Annotated in this window: 20 protein-coding genes and 1 riboswitch; of the genes, 5 read left to right on the forward strand and 15 right to left on the reverse strand. The window is 33.3% G+C overall.

Annotation, left to right across the window (positions count from 1 at the left end; genetic code table 11):
• Nucleotides 1-37: 37 nt before the first annotated feature.
• The 14 genes from AC061C_RS12740 to chrA form a co-directional block, all read right to left on the reverse strand.
• On the reverse strand, nt 38-934 hold the full coding sequence (locus AC061C_RS12740) for a LysR family transcriptional regulator (RefSeq protein WP_478291481.1): 897 nt from the start codon (nt 932-934) through the stop codon (nt 38-40).
• Between the two features lie 11 nt (nt 935-945).
• Nucleotides 946-2,973 carry a hypothetical protein gene (locus tag AC061C_RS12745; RefSeq protein WP_478291482.1) on the reverse strand — a complete coding sequence of 676 codons (2,028 nt, stop codon included), beginning with the start codon at nt 2,971-2,973 and terminating at the stop codon, nt 946-948.
• A 99-nt stretch (nt 2,974-3,072) separates the two neighbouring features.
• Nucleotides 3,073-3,819, reverse strand: coding sequence for a 3-oxoacyl-[acyl-carrier-protein] reductase (fabG, locus tag AC061C_RS12750; RefSeq protein WP_478291483.1), 747 nt, complete (start codon nt 3,817-3,819; stop codon nt 3,073-3,075).
• Between the two features lie 183 nt (nt 3,820-4,002).
• On the reverse strand, nt 4,003-5,325 hold the full coding sequence (locus AC061C_RS12755) for a Na+/H+ antiporter NhaC family protein (RefSeq protein ID WP_478291484.1): 1,323 nt from the start codon (nt 5,323-5,325) through the stop codon (nt 4,003-4,005).
• Between the two features lie 56 nt (nt 5,326-5,381).
• A riboswitch (SAM-I-IV-variant riboswitch) is annotated at nt 5,382-5,478 on the reverse strand.
• A 125-nt stretch (nt 5,479-5,603) separates the two neighbouring features.
• Complete coding sequence (locus AC061C_RS12760; RefSeq protein ID WP_309759922.1) at nt 5,604-6,026, reverse strand: hypothetical protein; 423 nt, start codon at nt 6,024-6,026, stop codon at nt 5,604-5,606.
• A gap of 216 nt (nt 6,027-6,242) precedes the next feature.
• Nucleotides 6,243-7,115: a succinate--CoA ligase subunit alpha gene (sucD, locus tag AC061C_RS12765; protein WP_478291485.1), complete on the reverse strand. Its 873-nt coding sequence runs from the start codon at nt 7,113-7,115 to the stop codon at nt 6,243-6,245.
• Between the two features lie 94 nt (nt 7,116-7,209).
• Entirely contained in the window at nt 7,210-7,572 is a 363-nt protein-coding gene (locus AC061C_RS12770; RefSeq protein ID WP_417943864.1) for a nuclear transport factor 2 family protein, read from the reverse strand.
• A 1-nt stretch (nt 7,573) separates the two neighbouring features.
• Nucleotides 7,574-8,503, reverse strand: coding sequence for a UDP-3-O-(3-hydroxymyristoyl)glucosamine N-acyltransferase (locus tag AC061C_RS12775; RefSeq protein ID WP_478291486.1), 930 nt, complete (start codon nt 8,501-8,503; stop codon nt 7,574-7,576).
• 85 nt (nt 8,504-8,588) lie between these two features.
• The gene (gene efp / locus AC061C_RS12780; RefSeq protein ID WP_309759913.1) at nt 8,589-9,155 is read right to left on the reverse strand and encodes an elongation factor P; all 567 of its coding nucleotides are present in this window, start codon (nt 9,153-9,155) and stop codon (nt 8,589-8,591) included.
• 174 nt (nt 9,156-9,329) lie between these two features.
• Nucleotides 9,330-10,115, reverse strand: a complete 786-nt coding sequence (gene lpxA, locus AC061C_RS12785; protein ID WP_309759912.1) for an acyl-ACP--UDP-N-acetylglucosamine O-acyltransferase — start codon at nt 10,113-10,115, stop codon at nt 9,330-9,332.
• Between the two features lie 70 nt (nt 10,116-10,185).
• Nucleotides 10,186-11,574: a bifunctional UDP-3-O-[3-hydroxymyristoyl] N-acetylglucosamine deacetylase/3-hydroxyacyl-ACP dehydratase gene (locus AC061C_RS12790; protein ID WP_417985600.1), complete on the reverse strand. Its 1,389-nt coding sequence runs from the start codon at nt 11,572-11,574 to the stop codon at nt 10,186-10,188.
• Between the two features lie 18 nt (nt 11,575-11,592).
• Nucleotides 11,593-12,609, reverse strand: coding sequence for a UDP-3-O-(3-hydroxymyristoyl)glucosamine N-acyltransferase (gene lpxD / locus AC061C_RS12795; protein WP_478291487.1), 1,017 nt, complete (start codon nt 12,607-12,609; stop codon nt 11,593-11,595).
• 39 nt (nt 12,610-12,648) lie between these two features.
• On the reverse strand, nt 12,649-13,878 hold the full coding sequence (locus AC061C_RS12800; RefSeq protein ID WP_417943867.1) for an HD domain-containing protein: 1,230 nt from the start codon (nt 13,876-13,878) through the stop codon (nt 12,649-12,651).
• Between the two features lie 80 nt (nt 13,879-13,958).
• Nucleotides 13,959-15,089 (reverse strand): chromate efflux transporter, encoded by a 1,131-nt coding sequence (chrA, locus tag AC061C_RS12805; protein ID WP_478291488.1) that lies wholly within the window; start codon nt 15,087-15,089, stop codon nt 13,959-13,961.
• 457 nt (nt 15,090-15,546) lie between these two features.
• Here chrA and porX point away from each other — a divergent pair, with 457 nt between their 5' ends.
• The 5 genes from porX (at nt 15,547) to AC061C_RS12830 (ending at nt 19,755) form a co-directional block, all read left to right on the forward strand.
• The gene (gene porX, locus AC061C_RS12810; protein ID WP_417969649.1) at nt 15,547-17,100 is read left to right on the forward strand and encodes a T9SS response regulator signal transducer PorX; all 1,554 of its coding nucleotides are present in this window, start codon (nt 15,547-15,549) and stop codon (nt 17,098-17,100) included.
• Between the two features lie 59 nt (nt 17,101-17,159).
• Nucleotides 17,160-17,567 (forward strand): tRNA (adenosine(37)-N6)-threonylcarbamoyltransferase complex ATPase subunit type 1 TsaE, encoded by a 408-nt coding sequence (gene tsaE, locus AC061C_RS12815; protein ID WP_478291489.1) that lies wholly within the window; start codon nt 17,160-17,162, stop codon nt 17,565-17,567.
• 10 nt (nt 17,568-17,577) lie between these two features.
• Nucleotides 17,578-18,051, forward strand: a complete 474-nt coding sequence (locus AC061C_RS12820; RefSeq protein ID WP_478291490.1) for a GNAT family N-acetyltransferase — start codon at nt 17,578-17,580, stop codon at nt 18,049-18,051.
• A 93-nt stretch (nt 18,052-18,144) separates the two neighbouring features.
• On the forward strand, nt 18,145-19,344 hold the full coding sequence (locus AC061C_RS12825; RefSeq protein WP_478291491.1) for an alanine dehydrogenase: 1,200 nt from the start codon (nt 18,145-18,147) through the stop codon (nt 19,342-19,344).
• A gap of 36 nt (nt 19,345-19,380) precedes the next feature.
• Nucleotides 19,381-19,755, forward strand: coding sequence for a DUF4258 domain-containing protein (locus tag AC061C_RS12830; protein WP_478291492.1), 375 nt, complete (start codon nt 19,381-19,383; stop codon nt 19,753-19,755).
• A gap of 190 nt (nt 19,756-19,945) precedes the next feature.
• Here the strand turns inward: AC061C_RS12830 and ung are convergent, their stop codons facing one another.
• Nucleotides 19,946-20,626 (reverse strand): uracil-DNA glycosylase, encoded by a 681-nt coding sequence (ung, locus tag AC061C_RS12835; protein ID WP_478291493.1) that lies wholly within the window; start codon nt 20,624-20,626, stop codon nt 19,946-19,948.
• Between the last annotated feature and the right edge of the window lie 97 nt (nt 20,627-20,723).

Genomic DNA, 20,723 nt, shown 5'->3' on the forward strand with positions numbered 1-20,723 from the left:
GAAAAATCTATTTAAGCCAATCGTAAATTATAATCCGTTATAACTTTAAGTTATAGTAATTAGAAATGTTTTGGATAAATAAATCTGACAATGAATCTGTTTTACCTTGCAAAGTTATGATATAGAAAAAACGTTCGATTGTCAAATCTGTAATGTCTAATATTGCTAATTCATTGTTTTGAAGTTCTTTTTGTATAGCATGAATCGAAATAAAAGCCACACAATCAGAGTTCATTAAATAGGATTTTATGCTTTCGGTGCTGCCTAATTGCATTTCAATCTGTAGTTCAGATACTTTAATATCAAATGGTTTTAATGCAAATTCAATAACTTCAAGTGTTCCAGAGCCTTGTTCTCGCATTAAAAAACGCATCTTTTTAAGCGCTTCTTGGGTAATCTCGTTTAGATTTACTAAAGGGTTGGAACTCTTACATACTAAAACTAATTCGTCTTTTAAAAATTCGGTATATTTAATAGATTTATTTTTAGATTGTCCTTCGACGATTCCTATTTCAATTTCTTGTTGTAGTAAAGCGTTTTCAATTTGTTCCGTATTTCCATTTAGTAAACTCACTTTTATATCTTGTAGTTTTTGATGAAAACGGGCTAAAAGTGGCGGAATTATATACTGAGAGATTGTAGTACTAGCACCTATTCGCAACAAACCAGAACGTTGACTGATTAAGGTATTCATATCAAAATCGATATCACGATAGACTTCAAAAATATTTTTGGTGTGTTTCAATAATACGTCACCAGCAACTGTCAATGTAATTTTAGAACCGTTTCTATTAAACAACTTGATTTTATAGTATTCTTCTAATTCCTGAATGTGCTTTGAAACTGCCGGCTGTGTTATAAATAATTCGTTAGACGCCTTTGTAAAGCTCAATCGATTGGCAACGGTGTAGAATACCTTTAGTCTAAAATCCATTTTGTATTTTATTAAAGTAAACCGTTGTATTTTCGAACAAACCACTCGGTTGCCAGAACGATCAAAATTAGAATCAATAACCAAATCCAATCAATCAAAGGCGTTTTAGTTATTACATTCTTCTGAATAGCTTTGTAATCCTCATTTTCTAAAAGTGATTTTATTAGGGCATCAACCTGATTTGGAAAATAAATTTTTCCTTGTGTTTGCGCTGCTAATTGAGTCAATTTCTCTACATCTGGATTAACGAATTGCTTTTCGATATCAAAAGCTAGGATTTCAAAACTACTGGAATAAGTAGTTTTCGAATTTAATTCTTTTACTGTAAACGCATAGGAACCTGCATTAAGTCCTTCTAGATTAACTTTATAAGCATTATTTCCTTTTAATAAATCGTAATTTTTAGTTTGCTTGGTTTTAGTATCGGTTACAGCAATAGTCAAACGGGCTTTTTCATCAAACTCATAATTTTTATTAAAATATTGAGCTGTAATTTCAATAGCTTCCCCTGAATTGTAAAAGCTTTCGTGTTCTACCACTAGCGATTTTTTAGTAGTATTCGAAGCTAGAAACTGAATAATCTTATCTATGAAAGCATCATATTTTTCAAAAGATTGATTATTTATGTGAGTTTGCAATCTCCATTTCCAACTGTTTTCTCCTAAAAGATACGCATTTCGCTTGGCTTGACTTTCTGCAAAAGCCAATAATGGCGCATTCGTATCGATATTTCTAATTTTAGACGAAAGCAAAATTGAAACAGAACCTTTTGTTGTAATCGTTCCAAAGGCATTTTGTAAAGGGGGTAAATTTTCAAACCCAATATTATCAATCGCAAACAAATTAAACTGTCCATTAAATACAGACAAATAATCTTCTTTTTGGCCACTCATTTTAAAGCTTAAATCATTTTGCTGTTGGTTCAAAAAATTAAAATCAGTATTGTTTCCAGTAATAATAAATGTATTGATTCCAGCGCTTTTATTGGTATCAAAAATAGTTTTAAATTCAGTTGTTGGCTGGTATAAAATTAAAACATTATAATCTTGTAATGATTTGATTTCATTAGGTTTAAAAATCGTTACTTTACGCTGTACATTAGATTCAATAGCTCTTTTTAGTGCTCCTAAATCAGGATGATTTATAGTAGATATAATAGCAATATTTGTCTTTTGGTCTAATACTTCAACAGCGAAATTTTTGGTATTGTTATAGGTGTTTTTTTCTTTTACCTTGGATGAAATAGTAGCTTTAAAAACTTGTACTCCTATTTTATCAGCCGGTAAAACTACCTGTACAGTTGCCGTTTTTTTTGATGGAGAAAAGACAATTGATTGTTTGCTTAAAACCGAATTCCCCTGAGATATTATAAAATCAGCCGTTATGCTTTTAGTTCCCGAATAGTGTAAAAAGGCTTCCACCGGGAATTTATTCTTGAAAAAAACGTATTTGTTTACGTTCAGCTGATTGATTTTTAAATCAAAAAAAGTAGTTGTATCGCCTACAATTAAAGGATATACTTTATTTATTGCATCAAAACTGTATACATAATCATTTCCTGAAGTCTGATTTCCATCTGAAATTAAAACTGTAGGATAGCTAGTGTTCTTATAGATACTTTTTAAATTTTTGGCAACAACATCTATATTAGTTTGAGTTCCTTTAAAATTAAATTTTTCTGCGGGTTCAAAATCATCGGAGAATTGATACGTTTGCACGTCAAATTTATCTTGTAAATCTGAATTTGATTCTATTTTTTCATGTAATTCCAGTACATTTTCATTGGCTTTGAGAAACGCAATAGAACTTGAATTGTCTACAATTATAGGCAAAGGTGTTTTTACATTTTCTAGTGTGTTTTTGGTCAGTATTGGATTTATCAATAACAATAAAATTCCAAAAATGGATGAAAAACGTAAAAAAGCCAAAAACCAACCGACTTTCGATTTGTTTTTGGCCTTATAGATGTATTGAAAATACGACAAACCGCCTGCTATTAATACAGAAATAAATAATAATAGTAAAGTGTTTGTTGTCATGTATTCTTTATTAAAAGATTCGAAGGATTTAAAGATTAAAAAATTAATTATACTTCAAAAATCTTTAAATCTTTGAATTTTAAATCTTTTAATTAAATTTTAAGTAAGCATTCCACCACACACATTCATCACTTGTCCGGTTACATACGCACTCATATCCGATGCAAAAAACAAACAAGCATTAGCCACATCTTCAGTGGTTCCACCACGTTTTAATGGAATTCCCTCTCTCCATCCTTTTACCACATCTTCGTTTAATTTGGCCGTCATTTCCGTTTCTATAAATCCTGGCGCAATTACATTACAACGAATATTACGAGATCCTAATTCTAAAGCCACTGATTTTGAAAAACCAATAACGCCCGCTTTTGAAGCAGCATAATTCGTTTGTCCAGCATTTCCTTTTACTCCAACTACAGAACTCATATTAATAATAGAACCCGAACGTTGCTTTAAAAACGTACGCTGAATGGCTTTAGTCATATTAAAAACCGACTTTAGATTAACATCCATGACGTTGTCAAAATCTTCTTCAGACATGCGCATCAACAAGTTATCTTTAGTAATTCCGGCGTTATTGATAAGTATATCAACAGTTCCAAATTCAGCTAAAACGGCATCTACAAAAGTCTGTGCTTCATTAAAATCAGCAGCATTAGATTGATATCCTTTAGCTTTAATACCTAAAGCATTCAATTCTTTTTCTAAAGCTTCCGCAGATTCTACTGATGAACTGTATGTAAAAGCAACATTTGCACCATGTTGAGCAAAAATTTCTGCAATTCCTTTTCCTATTCCACGACTTGCACCAGTAATAATGGCAACCTTTCCTTCTAGTAATTTCATATTCAAAAATTAGTTTATTTTTTATTTGAAGCTATTCCTGCTATCCATTACAATCTTTTCTATTTTTAAAGAAAAAATAGAAAAGGATTTTCATTGCTATCAGGGCTATAAGCGACTTGCCAAATATATACTATTTCCTTTTTTAAAAAAAATTTCACTTTCATTAAGCGTCATAAAATAACTTTATACATGAAAATAACGCCCTACTAGCTTATCCCAAAACGAACTGTAAATGGCAATCAGGGTAAAAACAAACAAAAATAAATGATACCAAGCATTACCAATCAAGTCAAAGAAATTTAATTTACCATTAGCGTAACTTAATATCAGTAATACTTGCGCTCCATAAGGTAGAACGCCTTGTATAACGCAAGAAAAAATATCTAAAATTGTTGCTGTCTTTCTTGGATTAAGGTCATATTCATCATTAATTTCTTTGGCAATTGGTCCTGTGATTACAATAGAAACCGTATTATTAGCAATAGCTAAATTAGCAAAACCAACTAAGGTACCAATTCCTAGTTGAGCCGATTTTTTACTTTTGATTAATTTTTTAATTTGTACCAGTAAATACGTGATTCCTCCAGCCTTATCTACTAATGCGGCTAAACCACCTGTAAGCATAGAAAGTAAAAAAATATCAGTCATGCTAGTAAATCCCTCATAACACTTTTGAGTAAATTCCATTATAGTAAATGAACCGCCCAGATAACCAATTATCCCTGCTAAAAGTGTTCCTATAATTAAAGTATAAAAAACGTTGATACCCACCACCGCTAGAACGATTACAACAATATAGGGCACAATTGCAATCCATGAAAAATCAGTTCTTGCAATAGCTACAGCAACAATATCAGAATTTAATCCTAAGTAGAAAAATACTAAAATAGTAAATAGTGCCGCTGGAAAAGCGATAAACAAATTGATCTTAAATTTATCTTTTAAATCACATCCCAGCGATTGTGTGGCCGCAATCGTCGTATCTGAAATCATCGATAAATTATCCCCTAGCATAGACCCGCCTAATAAAGCTCCTGAAATTAAGGGCAAAGAGGCTCCGCTTTTATCTGCAAGCGAAACCGCGATAGGTCCAATAGCAACAATGGCTCCAACTGATGTTCCCGTAGCAGTAGATAAAAAGGAAGCGATCAAGAAAATCCCCAACGGAAAGTAAGCAACATCGATTGTATTGATGCCAAGGTTCACTACCGCATCAACACCGCCCATTGCTTTGCTTACCACTGCAAATGAACCTGCTAATAAATATATCAAACACATAGTTATGATTTTACTATCACCACAACCAGCGATTAGAGTATCTATTTTTTCGTTTGTAGATGATTTATACAATAAAAATGCAGCTATTATTCCAATTAGAACTGCTACGGGCGAAGGAAAAGCATAAAAATCATTCAAAATGATTCCAGCTCCTAAAAACGTAAAAATAAAAACAAATAGCGGAATCAATGCAAAAGGATTCCCAGATTCTTTAGTAAATTTTGTCATAAAAATAATTTTAAATTAAGTGTTATGACGAAAAACAAACCTGTAGATGGTAATGTAAAAACAACATTTTTTCCAAAAGATATGGCTTATCGTTTTAGCACCTTGCTTGTTGTTGCAGGTTGCTATCCTAATGAAGGATTCGTGATAACGGGTGCAAAAGTAATTAATTATTTACGAATAAATCAAATAATTATATTAAAAATAAGAATAACTAAAAAAAACGCTACCAAAACTGATAGCGTTAATATATAAAATATTGAAAAACAGTAACTAACTACTTAGAAAGCTACATTCCACCTTGGCAATCTTCCATTTTCATCAAGGAAGTTTTGTAAAACTTGTCCTTCTGCAAATGTTGGGATTACTTTAGTTTTATCATTGAATGTCTCATACCAAACTACTTCAAGGGTACTAATATCCTCTATTTTCATTTGTGCTGGCCAAGAATATTTTCTTCCCGTTTTCGCAAATTGGTGTCCTTCTACGATTTTATCCTTCAGTCCACCATTTTTAATTTTCAAAGTTCCATTATTTTGAACAGTTCCGGTAGAACCAACCATAATTAGCTCTTTTTCATCACCTACTGAATACACTAAAAATACACCAGAACCTTCTGACGCGTTGCAAACTTCTGCTAAACTATCTTCTGTAGTAAATGAAAACTGATTGGTAACTTTGAATTTTTTTAACTCTTTGTACATATTATTTTATTTTTATTTGAATTGGCTACCACAAAAAAATACCCCACAAAATCGTGAGGTTCATTAGAAACCATTCGTTTGTATTTGTTTTATTAGGATCACAACTAAAAAAACAGCTGTATTTAATAAAGTGCAAAGGTATTTTTTTTAATTCTATTTATCATAAAAAAGCCTCACAAATTGTGAGGCTTTAATACTATTTAGAAAAAGCTTAGATTATCCTAAAACTTCTTTTACTTTTTTACCAATTTCAGCTGGAGAATCTACTACGTGAATGCCACAAGCTCTCATGATTTCTTTTTTAGCTTCGGCTGTGTCGTCAGATCCACCAACAATTGCACCTGCATGCCCCATGGTACGCCCTGGAGGAGCCGTAACTCCGGCGATGAAACCTACAACTGGCTTACGGTTTCCATCCGCTTTAATCCAATGAGCAGCATCAGCTTCTAATTGTCCGCCTATTTCACCTATCATTACAATACATTCCGTTTCTGGATCATTCATTAACAATTCAACAGCTTCTTTTGTTGTTGTTCCAATAATTGGGTCTCCACCAATTCCAATTGCTGTAGTGATTCCTAATCCTTGTTTCACCACTTGGTCAGCTGCTTCGTACGTTAATGTTCCTGATTTAGAAACAATCCCTACAGTTCCTTTTTTGAAAACAAAACCTGGCATGATACCAACTTTCGCTTCACCTGGAGTAATGATTCCCGGACAGTTTGGACCTATTAAACGTGCATTTCTTTCTTTAACATAACTATTTGCTTTTATCATGTCAGCAACAGGAATTCCTTCAGTAATTGCAATAATTACTTTAATTCCAGCATCTGCAGCTTCCATAATGGCATCCGCAGCAAAAGCTGGTGGAACAAAAATGATAGTTGTATCAGCTCCTGCTTGTTCTACAGCATCTTTTACAGTATTAAAAACGGGTCTATCTAAGTGAGTAGTCCCCCCTTTTCCTGGAGTTACACCACCAACAACGTTAGTTCCGTAATCAATCATTTGAGAAGCATGGAAAGTTCCTTCGCTTCCTGTAAAACCTTGAACAATTATTTTGGAATCTTTATTAACTAAAACACTCATGATATATTTTTTAGGTAGTTTTTAAAATTGTTTTGCAAAAGTATAAAATAGTAATCAGTAATCCGTATTCAGTATTCAGTTTTTTAATACTAAATTAGGATAATTGACTCATTTGATACCCTCGAAATAGTTTGTTGTCTTTTATTTCCCAAATCACCATAAAGTGAGCCAATAACATTTCTTCCCGCGGATTCTCAATCGTTTTTACGAAATGAGAATATCGTACCGAAATACGATCATTTTCACTAACAATATGACTTATTCTAACTTTGGAACGCACGTACGCTTTGCTCAAATCATTGGAAAGATTTAATAAAGAATCATAATTCAATTGAATCAATCCTTTACTACTATTCCATTCCACGACTACTTCAGGATGCAAAAAATCCTTAATGATTTCACTATCAATTAGAGCATCTGATTTGTAAAATTTTTGAACGATTTCTTTAGCAGACATATTACTTTAATTTGTTTAAAATTTCTGGTATTTTCTTGATATTAGCTAGTTGTTTCAGTTTTTCTCTCGATTCTTCAATTGGAGTTCCGAAATAAGACTTTCCACCCTCTACTGATTTTGTAACTCCCGTTTGACCAAGAATAACTGCCTTTGCTCCTATCGTAATCCCACTTGTGGTTCCTACTTGTCCCCAAATAGTTACTTCGTCTTCAATAATGACACAACCCGCAATTCCGGTTTGTGAAGCTATCAAACATTTTTTTCCAATAACTGTATCGTGACCTACATGTACTTGATTGTCAATTTTGGTACCTTCACCAATCGTGGTGTCACCGGTTACACCTTTGTCAATTGTACAAAGGGCTCCTATTCCCACATTATCTTTGATAACAACTCTTCCACCCGAAAGTAATTGGTCATATCCTTCAGCGCGTTTTTTGTAGTAAAAGGCATCTGCGCCTAAAATTGTTCCAGCATGAATGATCACATTATCACCAATAATGGTATGATCATAAATGGAAACATTGGAATGAATCAAACAATTTTTACCAATCATCACATGATTTCCAATAAATGTATTTGGCTGTATTACAGTTCCTTCGCCTATTGAAACTGAAGTAGCTATTGAAACATTCGAGAATTGAAATGGCTTGAAATAATTTGTCAATTTATTAAAATCTCTAAAAGGATCTTCAGAAATCAACAATGCTTTCCCTTCGGGACAAGCTACATTTTTATTGATTAAAACAATAGTTGCTGCTGAGTTTAATGCTTTGTCATAATACTTGGGATGATCAACAAAAACAATATCTCCAGTTTCTACGACATGAATCTCATTCATTCCCGTAATAGGAAAATCAGTATCACCAACATATTCACAGTTGATAATAGTAGCAATTTGTTTTAAAGTATACGCTTTTTGGAATTTCATAAATATAACTAGAAAAATAAGAAATGTGTAAAATAAAAAATGTGATAATGATTTAAATTAACACATTTTCTATTTATTAACTAATTTACTCCTTAACACGCTCCATGTAAGAACCTGATGCAGTATCAATTTTAATTTTATCACCTTCGTTAATAAACAAAGGCACATTTACAGTTGCTCCAGTTTCAACAGTTGCTGATTTAGTTGCGTTTGTAGCTGTATTCCCTTTGATACCAGGCTCTGCATAAGTCACTTCAAGAATAACAGATGCTGGCATATCTACAGAAAGTGGTAAATCAGTCTCTGTATTGATACTGACCATTACATTTTCTCCTTCTTTTAATAAATCTGGTGAATCCAAGATGTTTTTGTTCAAAGTTATTTGTTCGAAAGTCTCAGTATTCATAAAATGAAACTCATTTCCTTCTGGATATAAAAACTGAAATTTATGATTTTCTACTCTAACTTCTTCGATTTTATGCCCTGCAGAAAAAGTGTTGTCCAATACTTTTCCGTTAGTCAAACTTCTAAGTTTTGTTCTAACAAAAGCAGGACCTTTCCCTGGTTTAACGTGAAGAAATTCAATGATTTTGTAAATATCGTTGTTGTATTTAATACACAATCCGTTTTTAATATCTGATGTAGATGCCATTATGATGTTTGTTTATTTTCCCCACCCCGACCCTCCCCGAAGGGGAGGGAGCTAAGACTGGAAATTAGTTACTTATTTATTTTTATTATATTTTACATTTTATACTACATTATATTTTTTTACAATATAGTCACGTTTACACTCCCTTCCCTTCGGGGAGGGCTGGGGTGGGGATTAATAGTTCCCAGAATATCCTTTCATCACTCCACGCGATGAATTTCTAATAAAATCGATGATTTCATCTCTTTCGGGTGTCGCTTCCATTTCAGCTTCGATGATTCCTAAAGCTTGAGTGGTATTGTAATTTTTTTGGTATAATATTCTATAGATATCCTGAATCTCTCTAATTTTTTCAGTTGTAAAACCGCGTCTTCTTAAACCAACAGAATTTATTCCAACATAGGACAAAGGCTCTTTTGCTGCTTTTGTAAATGGTGGAACATCTTTTCGTACCAAAGATCCACCAGAAATCATCGCGTGATCGCCAATATGAATAAATTGATGTATGGCTGCTAAACCGCCAATAACTGCATATTTACCCACAGTAACATGTCCTGCTAGCGCTACTCCATTCACAATTATTGCATTATCACCAATGTGGCAATCGTGAGCAATATGTGCTGTTGCCATTACTAAGCAATTTTTGCCCAAAGTTGTTTGGCCAGAGGCAATTGTTCCCCTATTGATGGTCACGCACTCACGTATTGTACAATTGTCACCAATAATTGCTAAAGAATCTTCTCCACCAAATTTTAAATCCTGAGGAACTGCCGAAATAACAGCACCAGGGAATATATTACAATTTTTTCCTATTCTTGCGCCTTCCATTATGGTTACATTTGAACCAATCCAAGTTCCATCACCAATGATAACATTGTTATGTATAGTTGTAAAAGGCTCAATGACAACATTTTTAGCAATTTTGGCACCTGGATGCACATAGGCTAGTGGTTGATTCATATAATTTATTTAATCGTTTAACTGTATCATCGATTAACCGAATTAACGATTAATCAAATCAACAAAAAAATTATTGTTTTTTTGCAATTTGTGCCATTAATTCTGCCTCAGCAACTAGTTTTCCATTGGCGTAAGCATTGGCTTGCATGTGACAAATTCCTCGTCTAATTGGTGTAATTAAATCACACTTAAATATTAAGGTATCTCCTGGTAAAACTTTATGTTTGAACTTAACATTATCTATTTTCATAAAATAAGTTAAGTAATTTTCTGGATCTGGAACTGTACTTAATACAAGAATTCCACCTGTTTGTGCCATTGCTTCTACAATTAAGACCCCTGGCATTACTGGAGCTTCAGGAAAATGTCCGACAAAGAAATTCTCATTCATGGTAACATTTTTCATTCCAACAACATGACTTTCTGACATTTCAATGATTCTATCAATCAATAAAAACGGTGGTCTGTGCGGAAGAACGGCCATGATTTTATGAATATCCATCAACGGCTCTAAATGCAAATCGTAAACAGGAACATAATTTCGTTGTTCTATTTTGATGATTTTAGCCATTTTCTTTGCAAACTGTGTATTTACAAAATGTCCTGGCTTATTAGCAATTACTTTTCCTTGAATTCTTGTTCCAATTAAAGCTAAATCACCTACAACATCCAATAATTTATGTCTCGCTGCTTCGTTTGGATAATGCAACGTAAGGTTGTCTAAAATCCCGTTTGGTTTTACAGTAATTTCATCTTTGCCAAAAGCTACTTTTAAACTCTCCATTGTAGCAGCAGAAATCTCTTTGTCTACATATACTATAGCATTGTTTAAATCACCACCTTTTATTAAACCGTTTTCTAATAATGATTCTAATTCATGTAAAAAACTGAAGGTTCTAGACTCTGATATTTCGGTTTTAAAATCAGAAATACTTTTCATCGTTGCATTTTGTGTTCCTAGTATTTTAGTACCAAAATCTACCATTGCAGTTACTGAATAATGATCGTTCGGCATGACTAAGATCTCACTTCCTGAAGCTTCATCTGTGAATGAAATAACTTCTTTCACCACATAAATATTTCTTTTGGCATTTTGCTCTTCGATTTCAGCTTTTTCAAGAGCTTCAACAAAATATTTGGATGAACCATCCATAATAGGAAGTTCAGAAGCATTCAATTCTATGATTACATTATCTAAATCACAACCAATAAGTGCCGCTAAAACATGTTCAGGAGTTTGAATTTTAACACCTAATTTTTCTAAATTAGTACCTCTTTGCGTGTTGACCACATAATTTGCATCAGCTTCAATGATGGGTTGTCCTTCTAGATCTACTCGAACAAAAGTAAAACCATTATTTACTGGAGCAGGTTTAAAAGTCATTTTTACTTCTTTCCCCGTGTGCAATCCAACCCCAGTAAGTGAAATTTCTGTTTTGATGGTCTTCTGTTTAACCATTGTTTCCATTTTTTTGGTTTAATATTTGTTTTTTAATTCTTCTATTTCTGCAACAATTTTAGGCAAATTCTTAAAATGAACGTATGATTTGCTAAAATCATTGTATCCAAATGTAGGGCTCCCCTGCACTATTTCATTATCTTTTATATTTCGTCCCACACCAGATTGTGCCTGAATTCGAACATTATTCCCGATGGTTAAATGTCCAGAAATTCCAACTTGCCCACCAATCAAGCCGTTTTTACCAATTTTTGTTGAACCTGCAACTCCAGTTTGAGCTGCAATAACTGTGTTATCTCCAATTTCAACATTATGAGCAATCTGGATTTGGTTGTCAAGCTTTACCCCTTTTCTGATAATTGTAGAACCCATTGTTGCTCTATCAATCGTCGTACAAGAACCGATATCTACATTATCTTCAATAATTACATTCCCTATTTGAGGAATTTTAGTGTATGTTCCATCAGGATTTGGTGCAAAACCAAAGCCATCTGAACCGATAATAGCCCCAGAATGAATCGTGCAATTGTTACCTATAATAGTCTCTGAGTAAATTTTTGCTCCAGCAAACAACAATGCATTGTCGCCAATGACTACATTATCTCCAATAAAACAATTTGGGTATATTTTTACATTGTCACCCAAGATAACGTTATTACCTACATAGCTAAAACTCCCAAGGTATAAATTATCTCCATATTTTGCACTTTGCGAAAGAAAAGAAGGTTCCTCTATTCCGCTTTTATTTAATTTTACTTGATTGTAAAACTCCAATAATTTTGAGAATGCCGTATAAGCATCTTGTACTTTTATCAAAGTAGTCGTCAAAGGTAATTCAGGTTCAAAAGTCTCATTTACAATGGTTACTGAAGCTTTTGTTGAATAAATATAATTTAAGTATTTAGGGTTTGATAAAAAAGTAAGTGAGCCGTCTGTACCTTCTTCAATTTTTGACAATCTAAAAACTTCTGCCATGGGATTCCCAATAACTTCACCTTCTAAAATCCCTGCTATTTGTTCTGCTGTAAATTTCATTGTGACAAAAATATAAAAAATAGATTTTAAATGGTGTTTTTATAACAGTTGTTTTGGGAAACAGATGTAATACTTGGTCACCAATTTGGATAATGATTTTAAATTCAGCTGATCAGAGGATTCTATTACATCTTCTATCGTGCAGTCTTTTTTCAAAATCCGTATGGGTTCCGCCTCTTTGCTGTAGGCTTGATTTTTTATTTTTCCTTTAAATATAAAATAGTTCGTTTCTAGTAAGGAAATATTATTTTCTAATGCGAAACGCTCTTTCAAGGGCTGTAATTCCTCTATTGCTACTTTTTCACTGGTAAGCTTTATTTTTAATAAATCGCGATTGACAATCATTTTACTTAAAGATGACAAAATAAAATCATCTTGTTTTTGCCAGGATTTTAATGCTCCAATAATATCAAAATCATCTAATTGAGCAAATAAATCTAGAGTTTCGGCATCAAAAGTATCGATGGTTACTTTGTTTTGCAAGAAAAACAATAAAGGTTCACTGCAAGGAAGTGGAACTCCTTTTAATGTTAATTCTTTGGCGCGTTTTAAGATTTTCATCAAAATTAACTCTGCCACTAAACTCGTTTTGTGTAAATAGGCTTGCCAATACATCAAGCGTCGAGACATTAAGAATTTTTCTACGGAGTAAATTCCTTTTTCTTCAATAACCAGATAGTCATCAACCACATTCATCATTTGAATCAGTCGCTCCGAGTTGACATTACCTTCAGCCACACCCGAGTAAAAACTATCCCGCTTCAAATAATCCATTCGATCCATATCCAATTGACTTGAAATCAACTGCAACATGAACTTTCTGTTGTATTCTCCTTTAAAAACCTGAATCGCTAAACTTAACTTTCCGTCAAATTCAACATTCAATTGGTTCATAAATAACAATGAAATTTCCTCATGATGCACATCTTCAACAATGCTTTTTTCCATGGCATGTGAAAAAGGTCCATGCCCGATATCATGCAATAAAATAGCAATGTATAAAGCGTTTTCTTCTTCTGTAGACAATAAAACTCCTTTAAAACGCAATACGTCAACTGCTTTTTGCATCAAATGCATGCACCCTAAAGCGTGATGAAAACGAGTATGATTGGCACCTGGATACACTAAATAGGACAACCCCATTTGAGAAATTCTGCGCAAACGTTGAAAGTACGGATGCTGAATCAAATCGTAGATTAATGCATTAGGAATGGTAATAAACCCGTAAATAGGATCATTAAATATTTTAAGCTTATTAATTTGACTCACAATACGTTATTTTTTTAAGGTCAACAAATATAAGTAAATTCCATTTCAAAAATAGAAACGTACCAAATTGCCTTAATTTACTATCCAATAAAAGTTAACAAATAGCCCAATAATGAGCCACCCAACACTAGAATAGCACTGTTTATTTTTTTATAATTAAAAGCCACCGTAAAACTGATCATAGCAATTAAAATGGTTCGCCAATCTGCTATTACAGCGTAACTCATCTGAAAACAGATCGCAATAATTAACGCTACCGAAGCTACATTTACTGCATCTAGAAATATAGAAAACGGAATTGAATTCCTCATTTCTTTTACCAACGGATTTAATAAGGCAACAAATAAAAATGAAGGCAAAAATATTCCAATTGTAGACACAAGTGCTCCCAAAATCCCGTTTAATTGATATCCTATAAAAGTGACCGATGAAAAAACAGGTCCTGGCGTAAACTGTCCTACCGCAATCGCATCTATTAAAGTAGCTCTAGATAATAAGCCTTTTGCAACAAGTTCTGCATCTAAGAAGGCAAATAATACATAACCACTTCCGTATAGTATGGCGCCAATCTTCAAAAACACCAAAAACAAATTTAAATTGGTAACCGTCGCAACCGTTGTTTTAGAAAATTGAAATAACAATAATGGTAAAACAGTGAGACTATAGACATTATTTTTTCTAATAGTTGCAGTTAGTACAGCAAAAATACCTGCACCAAATAAAATATAAATTTGATTGAAATTTAAAAGCGCCAAAATTAGTGCTATCAATCCCAATATTCTTAATTCAACTGTTTTTAGGGACTTCGTAGCTAGCGGTAAAATGGCCATGATTATTATAGCAATAATTGCAGGCTGAATGCCATACAAGAAAGGTTTAATTTCTAGAAGTTGCCCGTATTCTTTGTACAACCAAGCAAAACATCCAGTTATTAAAACCGCAGGCAAAATAAAACACATGCCAGCCACAATTAATCCTTTCCATCCTGCTCTTTCCTGACCAATATGAATCGCCATTTCAGTACTATTTGGTCCAGGAATTAAATTAATAGCACCCACTAAATCTAAAAAATGCTGTTCGCTCATCCATTTTTTCCTAACAACAACTTCGTTCTGCATCATCGCAATATGCACTGCAGGGCCACCAAAACCGATTATTCCTAGTTTTAAAAATAATTCTGCAAGCTCTTTTAAAGTATTTTTTTCATTCATTCCAGTTTATTTTGGTTCAGTTATTATAAAATCTTCAAACAACTACATATAATCTATTAATTACAGCGTTAAAAATAATAAATAGTTTCTAGATCTAAGTTCCTTCCTAAACAATCAAATCTATAAAAAAATAAAGCTAATACTATAAATTACAAACTCTCGAGCAAACTACTTATTTCAGTTAAGTCATATTAAAACGATCCTTTTACAGTATGTTTCTAAGTATTTTCAAAAAAAATACCACCGTTTTATTTGATTTTAAAAATTCAATTTTTCAAATGAACTACGATTTAAAACAGTCTTATAATTATAAAAAAAATAATAAAATAGAACTTGAGTTTTGTCTTAGTGTCCTGTATTTTGTCAAAAATTATCAAAATATTAGCAGATTACAGTTGCAAAAAAATGTAATTTGGCACTTTAATCTCGTTCAACTGAACACTTGTAAATGCACCTTATGAATAAAATAAAAATACTTTGGGTAGATGATGAAATCGACCTTTTGAAACCACATATATTATTTCTAGAAAAGAAAAATTACGAGGTAACCACTTGTAATAATGGACTTGATGCCATCACAATATTTGAAGAAAATAATTTTGATATTGTTTTTTTAGATGAAAACATGCCCGGTATGAGTGGTTTGGAAACACTTTCAGACATGAAAGAAAAAAAATCTACGGTTCCTATGATTATGATCACCAAAAGTGAGGAAGAATATATTATGGAGGAAGCCATAGGTTCTAAAATCGCCGATTATTTAATCAAACCTGTGAATCCGAATCAAATTTTATTGAGTTTGAAAAAAAACTTGGATCATTCCCGATTGATTTCTCAAAAAACAACGCTGGATTATCAAAAGGAATTTAGAAAAATCACCATGGAAATGGCTATGGTAAATTCCTATGAAGACTGGATAGAATTGTATAAAAAACTGATTTTTTGGGAATTAGAATTAGAGAATATTGACGATCAAGGTATGGTTGAAATTCTAGAATCTCAAAAAACAGAAGCCAATTCACAATTTGGAAAATTCATCGAACGCAATTATGAGGATTGGTATGCTCCAAAAGCGGATAAACCAGTTCAATCGCACACGTTGTTCAAAGAATTAGTGCTTCCAGAACTCAAGAAAAAGGACAAGCCTATTTTATTTGTTGTAATTGATAATCTTCGCTATGACCAATGGAAAACTTTTGAAAGTGTAGTAGGAAATTACTATAAATTAGAGAAAGAAGTGCCCTATTATTCTATTCTTCCTACGGCGACACAATACGCGCGAAACGCTATTTTCTCGGGTTTAACACCCTTGGAAATGGAAAAACAGTTCCCTCAGTATTGGAAAAACGATCCCGAAGAAGGAGGTAAAAACCTTTTTGAAGCAGAGTTTTTGACCGCTCAATTGAAACGGTTGGGATTAGATCTTAAGGAGGACTATTTTAAAATAACAAGTCTTGCTGGTGGTAAAAAATTAGCCGAAAGCTTTAAAGCCTTAAAAGATAACGACTTAGTGACTATTGTCTATAACTTTGTCGATATGCTCTCTCATGCTAAAACTGAAATGGATGTAGTGAAAGAATTAGCCTCCGATGACAAGGCATATCGCTCACTAACGTTGAGTTGGTTCAAGAATTCACCTTTATTAGAAATTATACAACAGGCCCAAAAAATGGGTTTTAAATTGATTTTGACCACTGATCACGGAACCATCAATGTAAAAAATCCATCGAAAGTTGTGGGTGATAAAAACACAAGCTTAAATTTACGGTACAAAACAGGTCGCAGTTTAACCTACGAACACAAAGATGTCTATGCTGTAAAAGAACCAAAAAATATTGGCTTGCCTACCATTAATATGAGTAGTTCTTATATTTTTGCAAAAAATGATTTGTTTTTAGCCTACGTGAACAACTACAATCATTATGTGAGTTATTACAAAAATACGTATCAGCACGGTGGAATATCATTAGAAGAAATGATTATTCCGTTTTTAGTTTTTAATCCAAAGTAAAAAAAGTAGTCAGTATCAGTTTTTAGTGTATGTTAAGAACTTTAAACAATTTTATCAGAATGAATATCACTTTTTCTATTGACCAACTCGAAGAAGTTGCGCAAAAAATCATAGCCGAAAAGCCTAATAAAATAATTCTTTTTCATGGAGAAATGGGCGTGGGTAAAACCACATTAATCAAGCAATTGTGCCTAACATTAGGCGTAACTGGCGCAACAAGCAGTCCGACTTTTTCTTTGGTCAACGAATATGAGGCCGATAACAATATATTAGTCTATCATTTTGATTTTTACAGATTAAACAAAGAAGAAGAGGCTTTAGATATGGGTGTTGATGATTATTTGTATTCTGGAAATTGGTGTTTTATAGAATGGGCAGAAAAAATTCCGAATCTAATTCCAGAAGTTCATTCGGTTATTACGATCTCATTACTTCCGGACGGAACACGTTCTTTAACACTAAAATAAAAATTTGATCATGAACGCAGATCTTATCATTGAAATCATTCCTTTTTCGGCTGAATTAGCAGCTCCTATAAAAATCTTAAACTTAGAATGGCTTACCAAATATTTCAAAGTAGAGCCCAAAGATGAAATTGTGCTTTCGGATCCACAAGGGCAAATTATTGACAAAGGGGGATTTATTTTTTATGCCAAACACAAAGATGCCATTATTGGCACTGTTTCACTTATAAAAATTGACAATTCGACCTTTGAATTAAGTAAAATGGCTGTTACTGATGGTGTGCAAGGATTAGGAATTGGAACAAAAATGCTAAACCATTGTATAACATTTGCCCAAGAAAAAAAATGGGACAAACTGATTTTATATTCCAACAGAAAGCTGGTATCTGCTATACATTTGTATGAAAAATTTGGTTTTGTTGAAATTCCCTTGGAAGAGGGTATATATGAAAGAGCTGATATCAAAATGGAGCGAACTATAAAGTGAAATACACTAAACTTGAAATCAATTCAACAAAATTAAAGTTGCAAAATTTTTAAAACTTTTTGCGTAAATTGTACCCTTAATTTATCAACAGCAATGTCAATTACTATAACGCCATTTACCAAACAACAGCTTTTACCTCAAGAAGAAAAACTGGAAGTTGCAAGACAAAAAAGTGAACTTTTCATTGGTATTCCAAAAGAAACTAGTTACCAAGAACGCCGTATTTGCCTGACGCCAGATGCTGTAAACTCGCTGACCTACCACGGCCATAGGGTAATGATTGAAGCTGGAGCTGGTCTAAATTCTAGTTACACCGATAAGGAATATTGTGATGCAGGTGCTGAAGTGACCAGTGATACTAAAAAAGTATTCAGTTGCCCGATGATTCTAAAAGTTGAGCCGGCGACTTTAGCCGAAATTGAGTTAATGAACCCGCAAACCATTGTACTGTCTGCTATACAATTAAAAACCAGAAAAAAAAACTATTTTGAAGCGTTGACCAAAAAGAAAATTACCGCTCTTGCTTTCGAATACATCAAAGATGAAGGTGGAACTTATCCTGCGGTAAAGTCTTTATCTGAAATTGCAGGAACTGCGTCCATCCTTATTGCAGCTGAGTTAATGATTACGAATGAATTTGGTAAAGGACTTTTATTTGGTAACATAACAGGAGTTCCTCCTACTGATGTGGTTATAATTGGGGCAGGAACAGTAGGCGAATTTGCCGCTAAAACTGCCATAGGTTTAGGTGCAAATGTCAAGGTATTCGATAATTCCATCACAAAATTACGCCGATTACAAAATAATTTGAACCAACGAATTTTTACTTCTACAATACAACCAAAAGCCTTATTAAAAGCCTTGAGACGATGTGACGTGGCAATTGGAGCCATGCGAGGAAAAGACCGTTGCCCTGTTGTTGTTACCGAAACTATGGTCGAAAACATGAAAAACGGTGCCGTAATTGTAGATGTCAGCATCGATACTGGTGGTTGTTTTGAAACTTCAGAAGTAACATCTCACGAAAAACCTACGTTTATAAAAAGTAATGTTTTACACTATTGTGTACCCAATATTCCCTCTCGTTATTCTAAAACTGCCTCCTTGTCCATCAGCAATATCATAACGCCTTATTTGTTGCAAATAGCAGCAGATGGTGGTATCGAAAGTGCAATTCGTTGCGATAAAGGATTAAAAAATGGGGTCTACATGTACCACGGAATCTTGACCAATAGCGCCATAGGTGATTGGTTCGACTTGCCTAACAACGACATCAATTTAATTGTTTTTTAAGAAAACTTTCAGCTACCTTTGCAAAAAATTTAATTCATGAAATTCATACATCGTTTTGCCTATTATTTGGTAGGTTTGGTCATCGGTTTGTTTTTTGTAGCCTTAGTTTTCAGTGGTAAAGATACCCGTTGTAACTATTTTCCAAATGCAAGAGTTTTGAATGATTTAAGGAATAAACCCTTCTATTACTCCGATAAAGCTTCAATAATTTTGGCTGAAAAATGGATTGATACTGCTGATATAAAAAATACCTTGCAATTTGGTGATGTAGATTTTGACAAGAGTAATATCGATTTAAAAAAAGGTAAATTATACATCATTGAGGGTAAAACAATCAAAAACCAAGAGGTAACTTTAAAAGTTATTAATTATTCCGACAAAGCCGTTTTAGAGGAAATTATTAAAAAATAAATATTCCAATTCGAATAGTATTAGACTATAATTCACCTTTTTTAATGCACATTTGGGCGTGCCCCTCCGCAAAAACTTCGGGTCCTGCTGTTCGTTCCCGCTTTTTAGTCTAGGCCAAAAGGCCTGTCCTAAAAGAGCTCCACTGCCATCAGTCACGCGAAGTAGCATACGATTAGGAACATTACTTTTGTTAGATTTTTTCAATCCAATCTACAGCGCCTTTGTTATGTTGTTCTAAGTACACATTTGTTTTACTAAAATGCTTATTACCAAACCACTTTCCTTGATTGGCACTTAATGGCGATGGATGTCCCGATTCTAAAACCAAATGTTTGTTTCGGTCTATTTTAAGTCCCTTTTTGTGGGCAAAACCTCCCCACAGCAAAAACACAACATGCTCCTTCTCCTCTGATATTTTCTGAATCACAGCATCTGTAAAAACATTCCATTTTAAGTGTTTGTGGCTGTTAGCCGTGTCTTTACGAACAGTCAGCGTAGTATTTAACAACAACACACCTTGTGTAGCCCAAGATTCTAGATTTCCAGAGGTGGGAAATAAAACAGTACCTAAATCATCGCTCATTTCCCGAAAAATATTAAGCAAAGACGGCGGAATTCGAATACCGTCATTCACAGAGAAACACAAACCATTTGCTTCTCCATTGCCATGATAGGGATCTTGACCAATAATAACAACCTTTACATCTTTGAAACTGCAAAAGTTCAACGCATTAAAAATCAATTTTTTCGGAGGATAACACGTATCGTTTTCATATTCCTCATCAACAGATTCCATCAATTCCTGAAAATAGGTTTTTTTGATTTCATCCGATAAAATAGTTTGCCAAGTGGGAATGAGATTGATTTGCATAAACTTGTTTTGTAGTGCAAATATACGTTTCAAATCAATTTTTATATCGTACAAACGACAATAAACATTCTTTAAAACTTTGTGAAGAACTGTTAAA

This window comes from Flavobacterium sp. GNP010 (assembly GCF_056428945.1).

Bases quoted from the DNA above. Each gene is read 5' to 3' on its own strand.
- AC061C_RS12775 (WP_478291486.1), bottom strand. From the start codon at position 8,503: ATGAAATTCCAAAAAGCGTATACTTTAAAACAAATTGCTACTATTATC.
- chrA (WP_478291488.1), bottom strand. From the start codon at position 15,089: ATGAATGAAAAAAATACTTTAAAAGAGCTTGCAGAATTATTTTTAAAA.
- lpxA (WP_309759912.1), bottom strand. From the start codon at position 10,115: ATGAATCAACCACTAGCCTATGTGCATCCAGGTGCCAAAATTGCTAAA.
- AC061C_RS12820 (WP_478291490.1), top strand. From the start codon at position 17,578: ATGAACGCAGATCTTATCATTGAAATCATTCCTTTTTCGGCTGAATTA.
- fabG (WP_478291483.1), bottom strand. From the start codon at position 3,819: ATGAAATTACTAGAAGGAAAGGTTGCCATTATTACTGGTGCAAGTCGT.
- ung (WP_478291493.1), bottom strand. From the start codon at position 20,626: ATGCAAATCAATCTCATTCCCACTTGGCAAACTATTTTATCGGATGAA.
- sucD (WP_478291485.1), bottom strand. From the start codon at position 7,115: ATGAGTGTTTTAGTTAATAAAGATTCCAAAATAATTGTTCAAGGTTTT.
- AC061C_RS12830 (WP_478291492.1), top strand. From the start codon at position 19,381: ATGAAATTCATACATCGTTTTGCCTATTATTTGGTAGGTTTGGTCATC.
- AC061C_RS12755 (WP_478291484.1), bottom strand. From the start codon at position 5,325: ATGACAAAATTTACTAAAGAATCTGGGAATCCTTTTGCATTGATTCCG.
- lpxD (WP_478291487.1), bottom strand. From the start codon at position 12,609: ATGAAATTTACAGCAGAACAAATAGCAGGGATTTTAGAAGGTGAAGTT.
- tsaE (WP_478291489.1), top strand. From the start codon at position 17,160: ATGAATATCACTTTTTCTATTGACCAACTCGAAGAAGTTGCGCAAAAA.
- AC061C_RS12740 (WP_478291481.1), bottom strand. From the start codon at position 934: ATGGATTTTAGACTAAAGGTATTCTACACCGTTGCCAATCGATTGAGC.
- efp (WP_309759913.1), bottom strand. From the start codon at position 9,155: ATGGCATCTACATCAGATATTAAAAACGGATTGTGTATTAAATACAAC.
- AC061C_RS12825 (WP_478291491.1), top strand. From the start codon at position 18,145: ATGTCAATTACTATAACGCCATTTACCAAACAACAGCTTTTACCTCAA.
- AC061C_RS12770 (WP_417943864.1), bottom strand. From the start codon at position 7,572: ATGTCTGCTAAAGAAATCGTTCAAAAATTTTACAAATCAGATGCTCTA.
- AC061C_RS12790 (WP_417985600.1), bottom strand. From the start codon at position 11,574: ATGGTTAAACAGAAGACCATCAAAACAGAAATTTCACTTACTGGGGTT.
- porX (WP_417969649.1), top strand. From the start codon at position 15,547: ATGAATAAAATAAAAATACTTTGGGTAGATGATGAAATCGACCTTTTG.
- AC061C_RS12745 (WP_478291482.1), bottom strand. From the start codon at position 2,973: ATGACAACAAACACTTTACTATTATTATTTATTTCTGTATTAATAGCA.
- AC061C_RS12760 (WP_309759922.1), bottom strand. From the start codon at position 6,026: ATGTACAAAGAGTTAAAAAAATTCAAAGTTACCAATCAGTTTTCATTT.